Here is a 1,341-nt window from a genome sequence, read left to right as displayed (position 1 = left end):
GGGAATATTATTAGGATTTTTAGCCTATCGAAAATTATAAGATTTGTTAAATTTCACAGGGGGTTTCACTTGTGCGTCCTATTATCCTCGCATCGGCATCTCCCAGGCGCCAGGAACTTCTTGCCAACCTGGGGCTGGAATTTGAGGTAAAAGTCAGTGAAGTGGACGAGACACTGGATGAAAATATGCCTGCGGCCCAGCAAGTGGAGAAACTAGCGGAACGAAAGGCTTCGGTGGTGGCTGCACAAAGCACCAAAGGGCTGGTTATCGGTGCCGATACCCTTGTGGTACTGGGAGGAAAACCCCTGGGAAAACCCGCAGACCGTGAGGAAGCCGTGCAGATGCTGAAAAGCCTGCAGGGCAGAAGCCACGAGGTGTTCACGGGTCTGGCAGTCATTGACGCCGCCACCGGTCAATCGGTGGTGACCCACCAGGCCACCGCTGTACGGTTTAAGCCTCTGTCGTCAGAACAAATCCAGCGCTATGTGGATACCGGTGAGCCGATGGGCAAAGCCGGCGCATACGCTGTGCAGGGAAAAGCCTCGATCTTTATTGACAGCATTCGGGGCTGTTATTTCAATGTGGTTGGCCTGCCGGTTGCCAAACTGGCAGATGCTTTAAGAATGTTTGGAGTCGAAATTGTATGACTTATCCCGTAATGCGCGAACTACCACCGGAACAGCGCCCCAGAGAGCGTATGCTTAAAGAAGGGGCGGCAAACCTTTCCGATATTGATTTACTAGCCATTATGCTGCGGACCGGTACAGCCAGGGCTTCTGCCATGGAATTGGCGGCTGAATTATTGGGCCGGTTTAGGGACTTGCGGGCACTGGCCCAAGCCACCATAGAGGAACTGAGCGAACTAAAAGGGGTTGGTCCGGCAAAGGCCGTGCAGGTAAAGGCGGCCCTTGAACTGGGCAAACGGCTGGCTGCTTTGCCTGCGGAAGAGCGACCGGTGATCCGTTGTCCCGAGGATGTATGTGCTCTGGTGATGGAGGACTTAAGGGACAGGGACCGGGAATATTTTCAGGCCCTGCTTCTCAATACCAAAAACCAGGTGCTGGCCAGGGAGACCATTTCCATCGGCACCCTGAATTCTTCCATGGTACATCCCAGGGAGCTTTTTAAAATCGCCATTCGCCGGAGTGCAGCCTCCGTTATTTTGGTACATAATCATCCCAGCGGGACCCCACGCCAAGCAGAGGATATCTCCCTCACCAAAAGATTGGTCGAAGCGGGAGAAATTATCGGAATCGATGTCCTGGACCACATCGTAATTGGAGATAATAGATTCACCAGCTTAAAATCAAAAGGACTTATTTAACCAAACCTAAGGAGGAC

2 protein-coding genes are annotated in these 1,341 nt (G+C 52.3%); both read left to right on the top strand.

Going from position 1 to position 1,341, the window contains the following annotated elements:
* Positions 1–71: 71 nt before the first annotated feature.
* A complete protein-coding gene (locus P378_RS17375; protein ID WP_099083431.1) occupies positions 72–647 on the top strand; it encodes a Maf family protein in 576 nt (191 codons plus the stop codon).
* Complete coding sequence (radC, locus tag P378_RS17370) at positions 644–1,324, top strand: RadC family protein (protein WP_099084090.1); 681 nt, start codon at positions 644–646, stop codon at positions 1,322–1,324. The genes P378_RS17375 and radC overlap by 4 nt, the downstream gene beginning before the upstream one ends.
* Positions 1,325–1,341 lie beyond the last annotated feature (17 nt).

The organism is Desulforamulus profundi (genome assembly GCF_002607855.1).
This window is presented reverse-complemented; position numbering and strand designations above follow the sequence as displayed.

Coding starts and splice junctions, on each gene's coding strand:
- radC (WP_099084090.1), top strand. CDS start 644: ATGACTTATCCCGTAATGCGCGAACTACCACCGGAACAGCGCCCCAGA.